General features: G+C 51.5%; 18 protein-coding genes. 13 read left to right on the forward strand and 5 right to left on the reverse strand.

The features are described from left to right. Window positions 1–293: 293 nt before the first annotated feature. From GCE9029_RS10690 to GCE9029_RS10705, 4 genes are all read right to left on the reverse strand, one after another. A complete protein-coding gene (locus tag GCE9029_RS10690; protein ID WP_062665587.1) occupies window positions 294–1331 on the reverse strand; it encodes a nuclear transport factor 2 family protein in 1038 nt (345 codons plus the stop codon). Between the two features lie 3 nt (window positions 1332–1334). Continuing rightward, window positions 1335–2213 carry a carbohydrate ABC transporter permease gene (locus tag GCE9029_RS10695; RefSeq protein WP_062663262.1) on the reverse strand — a complete coding sequence of 293 codons (879 nt, stop codon included), beginning with the start codon at window positions 2211–2213 and terminating at the stop codon, window positions 1335–1337. A gap of 9 nt (window positions 2214–2222) precedes the next feature. Beyond that, on the reverse strand, window positions 2223–3254 hold the full coding sequence (locus GCE9029_RS10700; protein ID WP_062663263.1) for a carbohydrate ABC transporter permease: 1032 nt from the start codon (window positions 3252–3254) through the stop codon (window positions 2223–2225). 83 nt (window positions 3255–3337) lie between these two features. Further along, window positions 3338–4576 (reverse strand): ABC transporter substrate-binding protein, encoded by a 1239-nt coding sequence (locus GCE9029_RS10705; RefSeq protein ID WP_062663264.1) that lies wholly within the window; start codon window positions 4574–4576, stop codon window positions 3338–3340. 398 nt (window positions 4577–4974) lie between these two features. On the opposite strand from GCE9029_RS10705, the gene GCE9029_RS10710 reads away from it, so the two are divergent. From GCE9029_RS10710 to GCE9029_RS10770, 13 genes are all read left to right on the forward strand, one after another. Further along, window positions 4975–6048, forward strand: coding sequence for an ABC transporter ATP-binding protein (locus tag GCE9029_RS10710; RefSeq protein ID WP_062663265.1), 1074 nt, complete (start codon window positions 4975–4977; stop codon window positions 6046–6048). Further along, window positions 6049–6579: an ester cyclase gene (locus tag GCE9029_RS10715; protein ID WP_062663266.1), complete on the forward strand. Its 531-nt coding sequence runs from the start codon at window positions 6049–6051 to the stop codon at window positions 6577–6579. It abuts the gene before it with no gap. 34 nt (window positions 6580–6613) lie between these two features. Further along, complete coding sequence (gene hisD, locus GCE9029_RS10720; protein WP_062663267.1) at window positions 6614–7930, forward strand: histidinol dehydrogenase; 1317 nt, start codon at window positions 6614–6616, stop codon at window positions 7928–7930. 6 nt (window positions 7931–7936) lie between these two features. Then, window positions 7937–8998, forward strand: a complete 1062-nt coding sequence (locus GCE9029_RS10725; protein WP_062663268.1) for an ester cyclase — start codon at window positions 7937–7939, stop codon at window positions 8996–8998. Then, window positions 8995–9765 carry an SDR family NAD(P)-dependent oxidoreductase gene (locus GCE9029_RS10730; RefSeq protein WP_062663269.1) on the forward strand — a complete coding sequence of 257 codons (771 nt, stop codon included), beginning with the start codon at window positions 8995–8997 and terminating at the stop codon, window positions 9763–9765. The genes GCE9029_RS10725 and GCE9029_RS10730 overlap by 4 nt, the downstream gene beginning before the upstream one ends. Beyond that, on the forward strand, window positions 9765–10784 hold the full coding sequence (locus GCE9029_RS10735; RefSeq protein WP_062663270.1) for a LacI family DNA-binding transcriptional regulator: 1020 nt from the start codon (window positions 9765–9767) through the stop codon (window positions 10782–10784). The genes GCE9029_RS10730 and GCE9029_RS10735 overlap by 1 nt, the downstream gene beginning before the upstream one ends. Then, the gene (locus tag GCE9029_RS10740; RefSeq protein WP_062663271.1) at window positions 10781–11749 is read left to right on the forward strand and encodes a nuclear transport factor 2 family protein; all 969 of its coding nucleotides are present in this window, start codon (window positions 10781–10783) and stop codon (window positions 11747–11749) included. Before GCE9029_RS10735 ends, GCE9029_RS10740 begins: the two co-directional genes overlap by 4 nt. Before the next feature lie 36 nt (window positions 11750–11785). After that, window positions 11786–12748 (forward strand): cupin domain-containing protein, encoded by a 963-nt coding sequence (locus GCE9029_RS10745; RefSeq protein WP_062663272.1) that lies wholly within the window; start codon window positions 11786–11788, stop codon window positions 12746–12748. Continuing rightward, on the forward strand, window positions 12745–13440 hold the full coding sequence (locus GCE9029_RS10750) for an alpha/beta fold hydrolase (RefSeq protein WP_062663273.1): 696 nt from the start codon (window positions 12745–12747) through the stop codon (window positions 13438–13440). The genes GCE9029_RS10745 and GCE9029_RS10750 overlap by 4 nt, the downstream gene beginning before the upstream one ends. After that, entirely contained in the window at window positions 13440–14135 is a 696-nt protein-coding gene (locus GCE9029_RS10755; RefSeq protein WP_062663274.1) for an RraA family protein, read from the forward strand. Before GCE9029_RS10750 ends, GCE9029_RS10755 begins: the two co-directional genes overlap by 1 nt. Window positions 14136–14207: 72 nt before the next feature. Beyond that, window positions 14208–15194, forward strand: coding sequence for a TRAP transporter substrate-binding protein (locus GCE9029_RS10760; protein WP_062663275.1), 987 nt, complete (start codon window positions 14208–14210; stop codon window positions 15192–15194). A gap of 74 nt (window positions 15195–15268) precedes the next feature. Beyond that, window positions 15269–15769, forward strand: a complete 501-nt coding sequence (locus GCE9029_RS10765) for a TRAP transporter small permease (RefSeq protein ID WP_062663276.1) — start codon at window positions 15269–15271, stop codon at window positions 15767–15769. Beyond that, window positions 15766–17064: a TRAP transporter large permease gene (locus GCE9029_RS10770; RefSeq protein WP_062663277.1), complete on the forward strand. Its 1299-nt coding sequence runs from the start codon at window positions 15766–15768 to the stop codon at window positions 17062–17064. The genes GCE9029_RS10765 and GCE9029_RS10770 overlap by 4 nt, the downstream gene beginning before the upstream one ends. Before the next feature lie 52 nt (window positions 17065–17116). Here GCE9029_RS10770 and GCE9029_RS10775 read toward each other — a convergent pair whose 3' ends face one another. Beyond that, window positions 17117–17836, reverse strand: coding sequence for an SDR family oxidoreductase (locus GCE9029_RS10775; protein WP_062663278.1), 720 nt, complete (start codon window positions 17834–17836; stop codon window positions 17117–17119). Between the last annotated feature and the right edge of the window lie 10 nt (window positions 17837–17846).

The following is a 17846-nucleotide window of genomic DNA, read 5'->3' on the forward strand; positions in this document are numbered from 1 at the left end:
ATTTTGGTGTTGAACAAACCCGTCCTTTATTTAGTAATTTGCTCGGATGCGCACAGGAAGGTAGGTCGCCCGTCTCAGAATGACAGGCGAGCGCCGTCAGGAAGATATAAATCCTTGTCAGACACTGACAATCCATTTAGCCATAAGTCAGCTCATGCGAAGCTTGTATCTTAGAGCGTCAAATCTAACGCATTTCTGTCCAATATCTACTTATTCCACTACTGCTCGCCTGCATGGCCTTTGTGCTATTCCAAAGGCGGTGCGTCACGCATAGTGTTGCCAATACGTAGAAATCAGTAAAACCTATTGGTCATATCACTCTGACTCTCTGCACTCAGCTGTTGGTTTCTCGCCAGAATGTCGATGCCTTGCTGATAGAAGAAATAAAGTAAATCAATAAACACCCAGTTTTCAGCGAGCTTGTCTCCGTCACGGCGATAGATATCAATCACGCGCATATCGAAGTAATTGTCACTCGCCGCCATCCCCATAAAGCCGCCCGAGGGTTTCAGGCTGAGATTCGGCCATCCGAAGAAGCCGCCGAAATGCCCTTCGGCGAACTTACAGACATGACCGTTGAAGATGCGGTCGGAAAAGCTGGCTCTGAAAATACCAGAGTGCTGCTTGGCATATCGTTCGATGGTATAACTCGCGCCGATGCCGGTCGGTCCCCACCAAATCATGTCGTCGTGCCAGGTGAGCGCCAGCTCTTCTTCCAAACTCAGTTTGTTGTCCCAATTGCCCAAGTCGGAAATCATCTTGTTGATGACATCAAGCGTCTTCGCCCCTTCTTGTGCAGGTTGAAGGGTTGTCATGATGCCGTCATGGGTGATCGGGCCGGGTTGTATAAGCTGCGCCCCACTCTGAGGTGGGAAAGGATTTACCCCCGCTTGCACCATCACACCGGGGATATCCGCAAAGAAAGCAGACTGAGCGATCTTGCCATCTACCACCTGAGTAAACTCGCAGTAGCGTAAGAATGCCATACGACCAGTTCTGGGTATGCCGAGCCAATGTTGATCGAACAAGCCCATCAGGTGCCCCATCGATACCACCCAAATACTGCCATCCTCATCCAGGCTGTTTTCACCTGCCATGAAAATATCCTGACGACGCTGAATAGCACGGAAGGAAGCTTTCAATGGCTGCCAGACTGTCTTGATGACATCACTGGCATTGTCGATTTCGTTAAAGGGATGACAGCCCCGAAAACAGTAATCTGGCGCACAAAACTCGCCAAACACGGCCTCCAGCTGATCATTTGTAGCAGCGTCCAATGCCTGATAAAACGACCACACTTTCTCTTTCGCTTGTTGTAGCACTGATGACACCACCTACCCTTTCACCGCACCAGCAGTTAAGCCGGACACAATTTGTTTTTGGAAGAAGAGAACCAGGAAGAACAGCGGGATCATCGCCGACACCACCGCAGCAACCGCAAACATCACATTACCTTCCACCTGCGTGGTGCCAAGGAAGCTCGCTATCTTCGGCACCATGGTTTGGTTTTCCTGACTGAGCAGCATGCCTGTGACGGCAAAGTCGTTGTAGGCCAGCAGGAAGCTGAACAAACCTGTGGTGATCACGCCCGGCCACATCACCGGGATAATCACGTGCTTAAAGGCTTGGAATCGGGTGCAGCCATCTACCATTGCACTCTCATCCATGTCTTTTGGAATGTTGAGGAAGAAGGAGTGCAGCATCCACAGCGTGAAGGGTTGGTTGATGGCCACCAGCACAATAATGGTGGTGCCAAGGTGCCCCCACAGATTCCACTCGAAAAATGGCAGCATGTAACCCGAAACCAAGGTGATGTGCGGCATGGCGCGAAGCACCAAGGCAATCATCAAAATCCATAAAGAGTAACGAAAACCCGAGCGGGCGAGCGCGTAACCACCCAAGGTGCCAATGGTCAGTGAAATGATGACCACAGAGAACACCACCACAAAGGTATTGATGGCGGCGAGCCAGAAATCCTGCTCAATCCACGCGCCGTAGTAACCTTGCCCCGTGAACTCGGAACCCGTTTCCAGCAAGGTCTTTACACCGTAAATCGCGTTCATCCAATCAGATTTGGAAAAGAAATCTGCCTGCACTTTGAATGAGCCCCAAGCGGTCCAAAGAAACGGGCCTGCAGCAATGAGTAGCCAAACAATAACAAAGGCAATCGAGACGGTTTTTAGCCAGATGGGCTTCTTACGTACTTCTTCCATGATGCCCTCCTAGGCTGACTTACGGTTGAAATCACGCCAGGTTCGAATGAAAACAGGCATCAGTAGAATTGCCACACCCAAAATGGTGAGCATGGATGTGGATGCAGCAGAGCCAAAGAGCTGGGAGTCTGTGCCACGCAAGTCGTTGTAGATAAGCCAACTGAGTGAAGTCGCATGCGCTTCAGCGGCAAAGCCGACAATGGGTTCAAACACCCTGAAGTTATCCATCAGCTGCATCAAGGCGACGAAAGTCACCAGCGGTGCCATATGCGGGATCACCACATAGCGAATCGTTTCCCAACGCGAAGCCCCATCAATCATCGAGGCTTCCAGTGTGTCGGTCGGTACGGTCTGAAGTCCGGCGTAGAAGACGATGAAAGAGAAAGGCACCGACGACCAAATGCCGTAAATAAAGAGTGTTATCCAGGTCAGTGTCGGCGAGGCTTTCAATGACAGACTGTCGTCGTCAAACCAGATTTGTAGGGTCGCCCCGATAACGCCATCGGCGTCGATCATCCAGAACAGAATCAGTGAGCCAATCAATGGCGTCACAATCATGGGGAGCAACGAGAGGAAGATCGTGGGACCTTTGACTAACTTGGGTAATGCGTTCACGCAAAGCGCCACCACCAGCCCCAGCACAATCACCAAAGGCGTGACGATGAAGGTATACGCCAGCGTAAAGACCAGCGCTTTGTAAAACGGCAGATTCATCATGCGGTCGACAAAGTCACCCATGGAAGATGAAGCATCCCACGCTTCGCCTAACTCCTGAAAGGCCAGATGGCTTCGGTTGGTGTAGGTATCCATGCCGTTAAAACGCCCGAGCGGCTCCTCTTCGCGAAGTTTGTCTGTCGCTTCGCGATCAACCGCAACCGTGGTTTTACAGCCAAACGGACCACAGTTTTCCGTTTCCAACACAATTTGCTCGTGTTCCACATAAAGCGACTGAACGAATACTGAAACGATCGGCAATGCGATGAGCAAAAACATGACCAATAACGATGGCCACATGAATTTTAAGAATGTGCGATGTGGCATGAACTCCACCTTTCGTTCGGTAAGCCCCGAATCCTTCCGGGGCCTTGTTCCAGAGAACCGTCGTAATGACAGAAGCTAAGTGATTACAGAAAACCTTGTTCTCGTGCAGAAGTCATATATGCCGCTTCTACATCCTTAAGCGCTTGTTCTGCAGATTCATTACCTAAGAGGAAGTCAGGCAGCTCCGCACCCAGTGCGGTATGCAGCAAACCCATGTAAGGCAGCATTGGGTAGGGGGTTGCCTGCTCTTGCACCGTGGCAACCACCCCCATGGCGGAGGCATCGGGCTGATAACCTTCAATCAACCAAACGGCTTTTTCCTGATTCTCCTGCATCATTTCTTTAGAAATGGCGTGGGTCATCACTTTGAATGTTGCTTCAGCGTCTTGCGCAGAAAGGTTGCTCGAAACCGTCCAACCGTCCCACCAAAGTGTCGCGCCCGGTGTGCCTCCGTCAGAGAAGGCCGGCGTATTGGTCAGCACTGTGTTAGCAACCACCTCTGGACTTGCCCCTTCGTCATCCAAAATGGCGGTCGCCCGGGAACCCCACATCAACGCCAATGCAATCTTGCCGTCTTCCCAAAGTGCCTGAGTGCTGTTGGAATCGAAGGTAAGGAAATCAGGGTTGGAAAGCGCTGTCAGGGCTTTTAATGTGTTGAGCGCTTTTACGCCGTTGGCATTATCGAGGTTTGGAATTGCGCTACCCGGTTTAAAGAACCCTTCGCCCGTCGCGCTGAAAATGTTGATGAACTCTTCACCCAAATTCCACCCAGTTTTGGTGTTCAGGGCAATGGGGTACTTCATCAGTCCCATCTCCTGAATCTTCTTACCTGCCGCAATCATGTCATCAAAGGTTTTTGGTGGCTCGACACCGGCTTTTTCAAGGATGTCTTTGCGGTAAAAGAGGTGCTGCGAATTCGCCATAAAAGCGACTGCCATCACCTTGTTATCGATTTTGATCAATTGGGTGGGTTGAAGGCTCTGGCCATACTTCTCAACCAGATCATCAAGCGGCTGGATCAAACCTTCATTTAACAAAGGAACAATCGAACTGGTAGATACCACCGCGGTGGAGTATTTAGCTGGGTTGGCTTTCAACGCTGCGTTTTGCAGATCGCGATGGTCTTTGGTCTGGTTTTTTGTCACGGTCAATGTGTCTGTTGCGCAACCTTCAGCCATGGAGGCAACAGCATGAAGCGCAGGAAAGTCATTCGACAATATGTTTACGGTTCCTTCTCCGGCACCACACCCCTCGGCGGCGCTGGCCTGATGGGTGACAGCGAGCAAGCCCGCTACGGCTATCCCTTTCACACTGCATTTCATGTCGCTCTCCTACTTCTTCCGATAAGCATTAACTAACGGCAACCTTTGCAAACATGCCAGTTTGGCAATGAATCAAAATAGATACGTATGCAAAAAGAAGGTTTGTAGTTTTATTCTTTTTTAGCAAGAAATCTTTCTTTCTAATTTGAGTGAAAATTGCGCGGCTATATTTCTTTTTAACTTATTGATAAGTGAAAGATATATTAAAATAATGATATTTTTCATTCATTTACAACACAATGATTTTATTGATTTTCTTATTATTAAGATTGAATGCTAAGTAAATTTATTTGTGTGACAGCACTCAAACATCACTATTTTTCATATTCTAAAACTCATATTTCTCTGCTTATTTTGAATACGTACCCAACAGGTTTCGTTCAACGTGGAGAGCAATCATGGCTGAAGTGCAGTTGCGTCATATCGATAAACGCTGGGGCGACTTTATCGGCGTCAAAGATTTCGATTTGACCATTCCTGACAAAGAGTTTCTGGTCTTACTTGGACCATCAGGCTGCGGAAAAACCACCACCATGCGCATGATTGCAGGGCTGGAGGAAGCGACCAGTGGGGAAATACTGATTGATGGCAAGGTGGTGAACGACCTTGAGCCAAAAGACAGAGATGTCGCCATGGTATTTCAAAGCTATGCGTTGTACCCCAACATGAGCGTTTACGAGAACATCCGCTTTCCTCTCAAGGTCCGTAACATTGACCCAGCAACCCATGATGAAAAAGTCATGCGTGCTGCCGAAATGGTCGAGCTCACCAATTTCCTACACCGCCGCCCAGCGGATCTGTCCGGCGGTCAGCGCCAGCGTGTTGCTTTGGCGCGCGCCATTGTCCGCGAGCCCAATGTGTTCCTGATGGACGAACCGCTCTCGAATCTTGATGCAAAGCTACGCGTTTCAACGCGGGCGCAAATCAAAAACCTTTCCCACGAATTGCAAATCACCACGATTTACGTCACCCATGACCAAATTGAGGCCATGACACTGGCAGATCGTGTGGTGGTAATGAGCGCAGGTAACGTGCAGCAGGTCGGTACGCCAACCGAAATCTACAACTATCCCGCCAATACCTTTGTCGCCAGCTTCATCGGCTCACCAGCCATGAACCTGATGAAGGGCACCATTGAAGGCGGAGTATTTACCGCAGAGAACGTCACCATCACAGGGTTGGATAAGCGCCTTTCCGGCAACATCACGCTGGGATTTCGTGCCGAAGATGCTGTTGTCACTGATGGCAGTGAAGCGGCCAGCGGCATTAATGCCAAGGTCTTCTCCATCGAGCTGTTGGGTGATGCCACCATGATCACTGTAAAGGTCAATGATGAACTTGTCGCCATCAAAGCGGATAAGGAGTATGTCACCGACATTGGCCAACCCTTCTCAGCCACGATTTCCGCAGGCATTTGCCACCTTTTCGACGCAGAAACTGGTGAACGGCTCTCTCAACCGGAGTCCGCGTAAATGAAAGGCTCAAGGCCCGAACAGGCGGCACTGACCAAAGACACAGACATGAACAAGACGGATGAAACCCGTCAGGTTATCGAATCAATGGTGGACGGCCTTAACGATCACCGCATTGCCGACATCGGCGAATTCTTCTCGCAAGGGTTTCGCTGGTTCGGTAATCAGGGTTGTGGCACCAAACATGGGTTGGAAGCATTTCAGAGGAACTGGCAAAAACCCTTTCAAGCTGCCTTTTCAGACAAAGTTTGCATAGACGAAGCGAGACTTTACATGGGCGAATGGGCAGCCGCATTTGGTCATCAAACCGCCAAACATACCGGCACATTCATGGGCGTGGCACCGACCGGAAAAGAAGTCGAAATCCGCTACATGGATTTTTGGAAAGTACAGGACGGCAAAATCGTCGACAACTGGGTCATGGTGGACTTTCCCTATGTACTCGCCCAACTCGGCGTCGATGTTTTTAACGGCGAAGGATGGGAAGCGTTTGATCGCAACGAAAAAGTCCCGCCATCACCGGCTTCTTAATTCTCACGCATTACCGCCTTTAGAGGGAAAACACATGACAGTCAGATATTTAAAATCAGGGAAGTCGGAATCTGATAGAGAGAGCGACAATGAAAAAGTCGTCCAGATCGTCGCAGATACCCTGAAGAAAATTGAGCAAGAAGGTGATGCCGCAGTGCGTGAACTGGCGATCAAATTCGACAATTACGCACCCGAATCTTTCCTGCTTTCAAAAGAAGACATCGAAGCCATCATTGCCAAAGTCTCGCCGGAAGACATGGAAGATATCCGCTTTGCCAATGAGCAGGTCACTAATTTCGCTAAAGTGCAGTTAGCGTCAATGAGCGATGTGGAAGTGGAGACGCTTCCGGGGGTCATTCTTGGACACAAAAACATTCCAGTACAAAGCGTGGGCTGTTACGTCCCGGGTGGAAAATTCCCTATGGTGGCCTCAGCGCACATGTCTGTCGCTACCGCCAAAGTTGCTGGCGTGCCACGCGTGATTGCCTGTACACCGCCCTTTAATGGCGAGCCTAACCCTGCGGTAGTCGCAGCCATGCATTTGGGTGGTGCCGACGAAATCTATGTTTTGGGCGGTATCCAGGCTGTGGGTGCCATGGCGCTAGGCACAGAAACCATTGCGCCTGTCCATCTGCTGGTAGGTCCGGGAAATGCCTTTGTGGCTGAAGCGAAGCGCCAGTTGTTCGGACGCGTGGGTATAGACCTCTTTGCTGGCCCGACAGAAACCATGGTAATTGCCGATGACACGGTAGATGCGGAAATGTGTGCGACCGACCTGCTTGGTCAAGCTGAACATGGCTATAACTCGCCAGCCGCGCTTGTTACCAACAGCGAAAAGCTCGCCAATGACACGCTGGCAGAAATCGAACGTATTCTGAAAATTCTTCCCACCGCAGACACCGCCAGCGCCAGTTGGCGCGATTACGGTGAAATCATTCTGTGTGACAGCTATGACGAAATGCTCGCCGTCTCAGAAGAAAAGGCCTATGAGCACGTACAGGTGATGACCGACCGGGACGATTGGTTCCTCGACAATATGACCTGCTACGGGGGCCTCTTTCTAGGCCCACGCACTAACGTCTCCAACGGCGACAAGGTGATTGGCACCAACCACACCCTGCCAACCCAAAAAGCGGGGAGATACACAGGCGGCCTTTGGGTAGGTAAATACCTGAAAACACACAGCTATCAGAAAATCCTAACTGATGAAGCCGCAACCTTGGTGGGTGAATATGGTTCGCGCCTTTGTATGTTGGAAGGCTTTGTCGGACACGCTGAGCAATGCAACATCCGAGTCAGACGCTATGGCCACAAAGATGTGCCATACGGCGAAGCTGCGTCAAGGGGATAACGGACGATGACGGCAGTAGAGTCTGGCATTTTCGAATCCTTCACCGACTGGCGAAATAGCCAGCGACGGGCCGACTTGGCCGGGCTTGAGCAAGCAGTCCAATGCGTGTTTGACGAAAACGCGGTTATCCATATGTGCCACCCCTTTGGTGACATGACAGGAGCAATGCAATGGATTTCGCAAAGCTATCAACCTTTGCTTGAAGCCATGCCGGATCTTGAGCGTCGGGATACCATCGTCATTCATGGAAAAGACCAGAATGGCGAGCCATGGATTGGTTGCTGCGGGTATTACTGCGGCACCTTTCTCAACCCGTTTCTCGATATTCCGCCAACGGGGCACTTCACGCACATGCGTTTCCACGAGTTCTATCAACTATCAAGAAACCGCATTACAGAAGTTCAAGCGATATGGGATCTGGTCGAAGTCATGATGCAGGCGAATGCCTGGCCCATGGCACCGTCTCTTGGACGTGAAGGACTGGTGCCGGGTCCTGCAACCTGTGATGGCGTTAAAACACTTTCTTCGGTGCTGCCGGGTTCGGAAGAAGCCACCACCAATACACACATTGTGCTCGATATGCTGACTCACTTAATGCTCCACCCCGTACAGGGCGGGCCAAAAGTGATGAATCTTCCCGATTACTGGCACAGCAACCTCACATGGTATGGCCCTTCAGGTATTGGCACCTGTCGCGGGCTGGCTGGCTTTCGAAACTGGCACCAAATTCCTTTTCTCAACGCCATGCCGGATCGGGGAAAACAGCACAGCGATGCTGACTGGCACCTGTTTGCCCAGGATAACTATGTCGCTGTTACAGGCTGGCCAAACATGCGCCAGACACTCAGTGCCGATGGCTGGCTGGGAATCGCGCCTGCTGGAAAACACGTCACATTACGCAGTCTGGACTTCTGGCGTATCGAAGATGGGAAGATCGCTGAAAACTGGGTTTTGGTTGATCTTTTAGATCTTTACGCTCAGCTCGGCGTCGATGTTTTTGGCAGACTGAAGGAATTCAACAAAGCCAGACCGCGCGGTGCGGTCGAGCTACCCAAGGAAGAATTATGACCATTGCGCTGCCTAAAACCCCTTCTTTTGACCTAACGGGAATGCGTGCCCTTGTCACGGGCGCTTCATCAGGCATTGGCCTTGCGTGTGCGACTGCACTTGCAAGAGCAGGTGCCCATGTCACTTTGGTGGCTCGGCGGGCAGACCAGCTTAATGCCCTGCAACAAGCACTGTCTGATGAGGGGCTGCACGCTGAAGCGCTGCCGCTGGACATGACAGATCTCGATGCGTTGGAGAATGCGATTAATCAGCAAGAGCCCTTTGATGTCGTGCTAAATTCGGCGGGCTTAGCGAAACACTCTCCGGCATTGGAAACCCAAATCGATGACTACGACCACGTTTTCAGTCTCAATGTGAAAGCGGCGTATTTCCTGTTTCAGTTTGCGGCCAAAAAGCTCATTGATGCTGGCAGGCCCGGCAGCCTCATTTCTATTTCAAGTCAGATGGCGCACGTTGGTGGCCTTGATCGCGCCGTTTACTGCGCCAGCAAACATGCTGTTGAAGGCTTCACCAAAGCAATGGCTATTGAGTGGGGCAAACAGAACATTCGCGTGAATACCATTTGCCCGACCTTCATCAAAACTGACCTCACTGCTGCCACCTTCAACGACCCGGAAAAGCGCGCGTGGATAGAAAGCCACATCAAACTGGATCGCGTCGGTGAAGTGGAAGACTTAATGGGAGCGGTGGTGTATCTCGCCTCCAATGCTTCAGCCATGGTGACGGGTACGTCCATCAAAGTTGACGGAGGTTGGACAGCAGAATAATGGCAAACGAAAAAGTCACCTCAACCGATGTAGCCAAACGCGCAGGCGTCAGCCAGTCAGCGGTCAGCCGGGTGTTTACACCGGGCGGCTCTGCCTCGAAGAAAACCATAGATAAAGTGAAGAAGGCCGCTGAGGAGCTGGGCTACCGGCCCAACGTATTAGCGCGCGCCATGGTCTCTGGCAAAAGCCGCGTGATTGGTTTGGTGGTCGCCTACCTTAACAATCAGTTTTATCCGGATGCACTGGAAAAACTCTCCAACCAGCTTCAAGAACAGGGCTACCACGTCCTGATCTTCATGGCCAATAACACTGATTCCGTTATCGAAGAAGTGATTGAGGAAATCCTCGATTATCAGGTCGACGGCATCATCGCCGCCTCAGTGGATTTGTCCTCTGAACTTGCTGCCCGCTGTCGCTCTGTTGGCGTTCCGATTGTGCTTTTTAACCGCTCGCAACAAAGCGATGACTTGTCTTCCGTTACCTCAGATAACTTCAGCGGTGGCATGACAGCAGCGGAATTTCTGATTGCCGGAGGGCACAAGAAAATCAGCTATATGGCAGGACTGGCTTCCACATCGACCCAACGCGACAGGGAAATTGGGTTCCGCGCAGGCTTGCAGCAGGCAGGCATGGATCTACATTCCCGTGGCGAAGGCATGTTCGACATGGCAAAAGCGCGGGAGGCAACGCTGGAGATGTTCCACGCCGACCCGCCAGACGCAATCTTTGTCGCCAACGACCATATGGCACTGGCAGTCATGGATACCATTCGCTTCGATTTGCAGCTTCGCATTCCAGAGGATGTTTCCGTGATTGGTTACGACGATGTCCCCGCCGCCACTTGGCCAAGCTATAACCTCACCACACTTGCGCAGCGCGCCGACATCATGGTGAGCGAGACAGTACGCATCCTGCTCCAGCAGGTGCGACATGAAAACGATGGCGCGCAGAAAGTGGCGATAGGCTCGCCACTGATTGTCAGAGGCTCAGCCAAAATTCCAGAGGGGTGGACATCATGAAGGGGTTCAATGAAAAGTTTGTCGACTTTCCCGACTACATCATCTCTATAACGCATGAAATTTGGGAAGGGCGCAATCTCGCTTCGCTTCATAATTACTATGGTGAAGACATCGTCGTCCGCTCCCCTGCAGGACTGACCATTGGCAACAAAGATGTGATTGCCCAAACGGCCGGCACACTTAATGAATTCCCAGACAGAACCTTATATGGCGAAGATGTTATTTGGAGCGGAACGCCAGAAGACGGCATGCTCTCATCACACCGTATTTTGTCCGAAGCAACGCACATGGGCGATGGACAATTCGGCGTAGCCACGGGCAAAAAGCTTCGTTACCGCATCATTGCTGACTGCCACGCCATCAACAATCAAATCAACGACGAATGGCTCATCCGGGATCTGGGCGCCATCGTGCGTCAGTTAGGGCGCGACCCCAAAGCTTTCGCTATTCAGCAAATCGCCGACCAGGGGGGACACGAACTTTGCGCCCGTCCCTTCACGCCCGCGATAGATAAGCAAGGCCCTTATCTCGGTAAGGGTAACGACAACGAATGGGGACAGCGTTACGCCGAGGTATTAACCCGCATGATGAATGCAGAGTTTTCCTGCATTCCCGATGATTATGACCGCGCTTGTCAGGCGGAATATCCAGGTGGGCTGACAGTCAACTCATGGGGGGCAATCGACCAATTCTGGATTGGCCTCCGCGCCAGCTTCCCTAATGCCAACTTCAAGATTGAACACCAAATTGGGCGCGACGACCCAATGATGCCACCTCGCGCGGCGGTCCGCTTTTCCCTTCACGGAAAGCATGAGGGTTGGGGCCTCTTCGGTCAGCCAAGCGGTGCAGATGTTTACGTGATGGCAGCAGCGCATGTGGAGTTTGGCCCTTACGGCATAAGACGCGAATTCGTGTTGTTTGATGAAACGGCGATATGGAAACAGATCGCGCTTCACACAGGTTAATGCGGTCGACGAATAACAGTCATCAAGGAGTGAACAATGAAACAGCCACAATGGGTGAGATTTGGCGAACTGATCCCGTGCCGATCAGCATTTATAGACGCGCACACGCCAGGCTCTTCTGAAAAAGAAAATTTCACCATTATTGGCGGTGGCGTCTCTGAAAGCCCTGATCAGCACGTACACATCAAAGCCACGCCCGGTTTCAATATCGGCGCGGCAGGTCAACCACCACGTTGTTTCAACTCACTGCATTCTCATGACACCGCCGAAGTCTTTTTTGTCCTTAAAGGCCGCTGGCGATTCTTCTGGGGAGAAACAGGGAAAGATGGCGAGGTCGTGTTGGAAGAGGGCGATATCTTCAATATCCCTACCCGCCTGTTCCGTGGTTTCGAAAATATCGGCAGTGACTACGGCATGATCATGTCCATATTGGGCGGTAATGATGCGGGTGGTGGCGTCATTTGGGCGCCGCACGTTCGCGAAGCGGCTCAAGCCCACGGATTAGTGCTGGGTGAAACAGGTCGCTTGTATGACACCAAGAAAGACGAAGCTCTGCCCGATGGCGAGTTCGAGATGCCATTGCCAGAGCAGGACTGGCTAAATGCCCTGCTGCGTCCTGATGCCACCACCGTCGTCAAACACTACGTTGCCCGCTACTGGGATATGATGGCCATGGCTGCTCAGGGAGCCGTAAAAGTGATTGGTGAGCATGGGTTATTAATCGACAAACCGGGTTTTGAAGTCGATTTTCTCTCCCGCCATTCTCCGCTCGCCGAAACACTTCAAGCACAAAAAGACGTCGTACTGATGGTGATGCGCGGACACTGGGCGGTCAATTGGCAAGACAAGACAGAAATATTCAATCCTGGTGATACAGTTTGGCTTCCCGAAGGCACCAACTACTCACTCAAGGTCACTGCTTCTGGTGAAGCCAGTCTTTTTCGCGTGACGCGCACTGATGACCCAGCAGGTCTGACATGGGCGGGAGAGGAAGCATGAAGGAGCCGTTAGTCCTGCTTCCCGGCATGATGTGTGATGAACGGCTGTTCGCGCATCAGCTTGCTTCTCTGGGTGAGGAGCGTGAAGTCATCGTCATGAAGATTCATGGTCATGACAGCATGTCCATCCTCGCCGAAGAAGTGCTGAAAAAGGCTCCCGAAAGATTCTCACTCGGCGGTCTTTCTATGGGCGGCATCCTCGCCATGGAGGTGTTTCGGCAAGCACCCGATCGTGTCTCGCGGCTCGCCCTGATGGACACTAATCCGCGGGCAGAAGCCGAAGAAGTAAAAGATGGACGAAAGGTTCACCTTGAGCGAACCGCCAAGGGGGAAATGCTCGATATCATGCGGGAAATCATGATCCCAAAATACGTTCACCGCGACATTCCCCGGCCCGACATCGAAAAGCTGTGTATGGAAATGGCAAGAGATCTTGGGGATGAGTGCTTTATCAATCAATCCCTGGCGCTGAGGGATCGCCCCGACCAACAGGACACCCTCAGCAAGGTCACTGTCCCTACACTCATTTTAATGGGGGAAGACGACCAGCTTTGCCCCAGAGACCGACACGACACCATGAAGTTGCTGATTCCACATGCAGACTTTGTCGTCATTCCTTTTGCCGGGCATCTGCCCACGCTTGAAAAACCGGAGGCAACCACGCGCGCACTGAACGCCTGGTTGAAACGTTAATGGATAAACCACTCTATAAGCTCTTGTTAAGCGTCGACACACCCACTGTCTGCAATGCCATCGAAGTGGCGCAAGGTCAGCGCGGCTTTGACCAATACACCCGTAGCACCCTGCTTGCCTCTGATCCTGAAAGCAAGGCCATGGTGGGTTATGCCAAAACCGCACAGATTGCTGCGATTGAACCTTCTACTCTTCCACCCGACGAGGTGAAAGCCCTGCGCATGCAGTACTACAAATACATGTCGCAAGGCCCTTTCCCCTCGGTCACTGTGATTGAAGACTTGGATTATCCCAACGCAGTGGGCGCTTTCTGGGGCGAGATTAATACCAATGTGCACAAGGGCTTTGGCATTTCAGGCGTGCTCACCAATGGCGTGATGCGGGATTTGGGCGATTTGCCCGACGCATTTCCGGTTCTGGCAGGTTCCATTGGTCCAAGTCATGCTTTCGTGCACATCGAATCCATTGGCGAACCCGTTTCCGTGTTTGGCTTGACCGTCAATGAAGGCGACCTGATCCACGCAGACAGACACGGTGCTGTCGTCATTCCCAAAGACATCATTCCCAAGCTTCAAGACGCGATAGAAACTTTGCTTCGCAATGAGCAAATTGTCCTGCAAGCCGCCAAAGAAGAAGGCTTTGATTTCGAGCGGTTTGAGCAGGCTTGGGCAGAGTTCGAACGCGTTCGTACCTGATTTCCAACGGTAGCATGTTGCTGCCCGTTTCCTCACAATCAACGCAATACGGCTAAACACAAGGAGTACACCATGAAGTTGTCACTGATGATCACTGTCATAGCCGGGCTACTCACCTCTACCGCATCCTTTGCCGACACTACGATTCGAATAGGCCATGCCACCCCTGAAGTGTCACCCATCCACCAATCGCTGTTGTATTTCGAAAAGGAAATCGAAAAGCGCTCTAACGGCGAGATCGAAGTGGAAATCTACCCAGGCGGCCAGCTTGGTGGGGTGCGCGAGATGACCGAGCTGGTTCAATCCGGCAATATCACCATGGCGACTGGCGCGTCAGTGCATCTCTCCTCCACCGTTAACGAGCTTGCTGTGCTTGACCAGTTTTTGCTGTTTGCAGATGAAGACACTGCGCGCAATGTACTCGACGGAAAGGCCGGGCAGTCACTCGCTAAAGCCATGGAAAAGCAAGGTCTCAAATCCATGGGCTTTATGGAACTGGGCTTTAGAAGCTTTACGAACAACCGCGCCCCGCTCGACAGCTACGAAGCCTTTGAAGGTCTACGAATGCGTTCAGCAGACAACCCTATCGCGATTAAAGCGTGGCGCTCTGTTGATGCCGTGCCGATTGCGCTGGCATGGGGTGAAATTTATTCCTCCCTTCAACAGAACCTGATTTTCGGTCAGGAAAGTGCGCTGTCTTCCATGCTCGTAGAGCGCTTCTTTGAAGTGCAGGATTACGTGTCCCTGACCAACCACATCTATTGGCCTGAGCTCTGGATGGCGAATCTGGAATGGTACAACGATCTCAGTGAAAAAGACCGCAAGCTTATCGACGAAGTCGCCCGTGAAACCATCGTGCTTGAGCGTGACCTCACCATGAAAACCAACAACGAAACGCTGGCCGCTCTGAAAGAAAAAGGGCTCAAGGTGAACGAACTTCCGTTGGCAGATCGTGAGCGTTTGGGAGCAACCATGAATGCAGCGATTGAGCAGGATATCCGACAGAAAGTCGGTAGCGATTTTTACGACGAGTTCATGTCGAACCTGAACCCGCAATAACCCTCCCAGTTAGCAAAGCGGGCTTAAGCCCGCTTCTATCCCAAACCCAGCAAGAAAAGCACAAGGAAGGCAGTATGTTCCGAGCTCTTGAGAAATACTTTGAGCCCACGGTGATTGTCGCCAGCCTGATCACTATCATCATCATGGTTTTTGCGGACGTCATAGCGCGCTTCGCTTTCTCGACGTCCATCGTTGTTGCCAACGAAATCGCAAGGATCTGTTTTGTGTACCTCATCTACTTTGGCATCAGCTATGCCATTCGTGAGCACAGGCACATGCGCGTGACGTTTTTTGTCGATAAGTTTCCCCCTAAGTTCAAGCGCATGATCTTGCTTGTCAGTGAGTCGATTTTCCTGATTTATTCCATCACGGTCTGCGTATTGGGCATCGAGATCACCCAGCAAGCCATTGCCCGGGGTAAAACCTTATCTGCCACCCAGTGGCCAACGTCTGTGCTTTATGCAGCCATCATTTTTTCAGGTCTCCTGTGTGCGCTGCGTTTGCTTTACTCTCTCTATCTGATTGGGGTACGTGGCGATATCTCCATGTACCAGAATGAGGAGATGCCACAATGACCTCTCTGATCCTCTTTCTTAGCTTCTTTGTCATGCTACTGATTGGCGTGCCCATCGGCATTGCGCTGGGCTCAGCCTCTCTCGTGGCAATCATATACATACCGTTTTTAAAACCCGACCTTTATGCACTCGGACTTGTCAGTGGCATCAACAGTTTCACCCTGATTGCTGTGGTGCTGTTTACACTGGCAGGTAATGTGATGAGTAAAGGCGGTATTTCCAAGCGTTTAATTGCAGTTGCTGACACACTGTTCGGCCGTGCACCGGGGGACTTGGGCACGGTCACCATCATGGCTTGTCTGTTTTTCGCCGCTATTTCAGGCACAGGTTCGGCAACCGTTGCGGCGGTTGGACTGGCGATGATTCCAGCGTTGGTAAAACGTGGCTATGACCGCGCTTATGCAGGCGCAATGGTCGCCAGCGCCGGCGGGTTGGGGGTGATGATCCCTCCATCAGTAGTCATGATTGTGTATGCCGTAGCGGCCGGTGTATCAGTCACCGCGCTCTTTATGGCGGGTATTCTGCCGGGTTTGGTCATCGCGTTAACCTTGATGACTTACAACTATTTCTACCGCAAGCAAGCCACTCAAGCGAGCATGACGGAATTACGTCCGGCTCCTACCTGGAAGGAAATCTTTCATGTGCTCAACGAGGCCAAGCTCGCACTCATCATGCCTGTGGTGATTCTGGGCGGTATCTACGGTGGCATCGTTACGCCGACAGAATCATCTGCTGTCGCGGTGGTATATGCCTTGGTCGTCTCCTGCCTGGTTTATCGCGAGTTACCCTTCAAAGCACTACCCAAAATCATGCTGGAATCAGCGATGTTGGTATCCGCTGTATTGGTCATCATCGGCGCATCAGTAGCATTTGGTCGTATCATCGCGCTGGAGAAAATTCCCACTGAACTAGCGCAGTTCGTACTTTCCATCACAGAAAACAAGTATCTGGTGTTGGTAGCGATTCTGGTATTGCTCCTGATCATCGGTACCTTCCTCGAAACTCTGGCATCCATTGTTATCCTGACGCCTGTGTTGTTGCCTGTATTGACCAAACTTCAGGTGGACTTGGTGCACTTTGGTATTGTGATGATCGTGGCGCTTGCCATCGGCTTTGTCACTCCACCCTTGGGGGCAAATCTATTCATGGCCGCTCAGGTCGGGGAGATTCCTTTTGAACGAATAGCCCGTCGGATACTCCCTTGGGTATGCGTACTGATTGGCGCACTACTCATCATTACCTTTGTGCCAGGCATTTCACTGTTCTTACCAACACTCTTTCTTGGCTATGGATGAAAGAAGCCACCCGAAAGGGTGGCTTTTTTAAGCTGTTAGCCATTTCTGTTACTTAAGGCTGCTGACGAGTCGCGGTGATCACAATCTCACGCACACACACGTTTTGTGGGAAGGAGTACGCATAGCAAACGGTGCTTGCGATATCATCTGCAGCCAGAACGCCGCCCATTTCGTCTTTCCAGCTGTCGTAACCTGCTTTGATTTCATCACTGGTGGTGTGGGAAAGCAGCTCGGTTTCTACCGCGCCAGGAGCGATGGTGATGACACGAACATTGGCATCCGCCACCTCTTCACGCACGTTTTCAGAAATCGCGTGAACCGCAAATTTAGTGCCGCAGTAAGCAGCATGATTCGGGAAGGTTTTGCGACCAGCCACTGAGCTGATATTCACAATAGTGCCGCCGTTGCGAGCTTTCATTGGTTCAAGCACTGCCTGCATACCATTTAGCAAACCAACCACGTTCACGTTGAACATAGTTTGCCACTCTGCTGCGTTCTGTGTCGCGACATCACCCAGCAACATCACACCTGCATTATTGACCAGCAGATCTACCTCGCCATATTCCGATTCGGCTTCTTTAATTGCCGCTTCGAATGCGGCTTTGTCAGTCACATCGACTTTACGACACAGAGTGTTTGGCAGGTTCAATGCTTCTAAACGTTCAACACGGCGAGCCACCAGCAGCAGTGGATGACCCAGTGCAGACAGTTGTTTTGCAATCGCTTCGCCGATACCTGAACTTGCACCTGTAATAACAGCCAACTTTTTCATGATGTTCTTC

The sequence above is a fragment of the Grimontia celer genome, from assembly GCF_900055185.1.
GTDB lineage: Bacteria > Pseudomonadota > Gammaproteobacteria > Enterobacterales > Vibrionaceae > Enterovibrio > Enterovibrio celer.

Coding starts and splice junctions, on each gene's coding strand:
- GCE9029_RS10725 (WP_062663268.1), top strand. CDS start 7,937: ATGACGGCAGTAGAGTCTGGCATTTTCGAATCCTTCACCGACTGGCGA.
- GCE9029_RS10745 (WP_062663272.1), top strand. CDS start 11,786: ATGAAACAGCCACAATGGGTGAGATTTGGCGAACTGATCCCGTGCCGA.
- GCE9029_RS10765 (WP_062663276.1), top strand. CDS start 15,269: ATGTTCCGAGCTCTTGAGAAATACTTTGAGCCCACGGTGATTGTCGCC.
- GCE9029_RS10730 (WP_062663269.1), top strand. CDS start 8,995: ATGACCATTGCGCTGCCTAAAACCCCTTCTTTTGACCTAACGGGAATG.
- GCE9029_RS10710 (WP_062663265.1), top strand. CDS start 4,975: ATGGCTGAAGTGCAGTTGCGTCATATCGATAAACGCTGGGGCGACTTT.
- GCE9029_RS10695 (WP_062663262.1), bottom strand. CDS start 2,213: ATGGAAGAAGTACGTAAGAAGCCCATCTGGCTAAAAACCGTCTCGATT.
- GCE9029_RS10755 (WP_062663274.1), top strand. CDS start 13,440: ATGGATAAACCACTCTATAAGCTCTTGTTAAGCGTCGACACACCCACT.
- GCE9029_RS10740 (WP_062663271.1), top strand. CDS start 10,781: ATGAAGGGGTTCAATGAAAAGTTTGTCGACTTTCCCGACTACATCATC.
- GCE9029_RS10700 (WP_062663263.1), bottom strand. CDS start 3,254: ATGCCACATCGCACATTCTTAAAATTCATGTGGCCATCGTTATTGGTC.
- GCE9029_RS10770 (WP_062663277.1), top strand. CDS start 15,766: ATGACCTCTCTGATCCTCTTTCTTAGCTTCTTTGTCATGCTACTGATT.
- GCE9029_RS10705 (WP_062663264.1), bottom strand. CDS start 4,576: ATGAAATGCAGTGTGAAAGGGATAGCCGTAGCGGGCTTGCTCGCTGTC.
- GCE9029_RS10750 (WP_062663273.1), top strand. CDS start 12,745: ATGAAGGAGCCGTTAGTCCTGCTTCCCGGCATGATGTGTGATGAACGG.
- GCE9029_RS10735 (WP_062663270.1), top strand. CDS start 9,765: ATGGCAAACGAAAAAGTCACCTCAACCGATGTAGCCAAACGCGCAGGC.
- GCE9029_RS10760 (WP_062663275.1), top strand. CDS start 14,208: ATGAAGTTGTCACTGATGATCACTGTCATAGCCGGGCTACTCACCTCT.
- GCE9029_RS10775 (WP_062663278.1), bottom strand. CDS start 17,836: ATGAAAAAGTTGGCTGTTATTACAGGTGCAAGTTCAGGTATCGGCGAA.
- hisD (WP_062663267.1), top strand. CDS start 6,614: ATGACAGTCAGATATTTAAAATCAGGGAAGTCGGAATCTGATAGAGAG.
- GCE9029_RS10715 (WP_062663266.1), top strand. CDS start 6,049: ATGAAAGGCTCAAGGCCCGAACAGGCGGCACTGACCAAAGACACAGAC.